3 tRNA genes are annotated in these 254 nt (G+C 53.9%); all 3 read left to right on the top strand.

The annotated features are described in order from the left end of the window. The first annotated feature begins 1 nt into the window (after position 1). The 3 genes from ADI86_RS01015 (at position 2) to ADI86_RS01025 (ending at position 251) form a co-directional block, all read left to right on the top strand. Positions 2–91: transfer RNA gene (locus ADI86_RS01015), tRNA-Ser, on the top strand. A gap of 10 nt (positions 92–101) precedes the next feature. Continuing rightward, positions 102–175: transfer RNA gene (locus ADI86_RS01020), tRNA-Met, on the top strand. A gap of 3 nt (positions 176–178) precedes the next feature. Continuing rightward, positions 179–251 (top strand) — tRNA-Phe (locus ADI86_RS01025). Positions 252–254: the final 3 nt, after the last annotated feature.

Here is a 254-nt window from a genome sequence, read left to right on the forward strand (position 1 = left end):
TGGAGGATTACCCAAGTCCGGCTGAAGGGAACGGTCTTGAAAACCGTCAGGCGTGTAAAAGCGTGCGTGGGTTCGAATCCCACATCCTCCTTTTTTATTAACGCGGGATGGAGCAGCTCGGTAGCTCGTCGGGCTCATAACCCGAAGGTCGTAGGTTCAAATCCTGCTCCCGCAATAAGGCTCGGTAGCTCAGTTGGTAGAGCAATGGATTGAAGCTCCATGTGTCGGCGGTTCGATTCCGTCTCGCGCCATTT

Origin of the sequence: Streptococcus pseudopneumoniae (genome assembly GCF_001074975.1) — a bacterium.
Lineage (GTDB): Bacteria > Bacillota > Bacilli > Lactobacillales > Streptococcaceae > Streptococcus > Streptococcus pseudopneumoniae_D.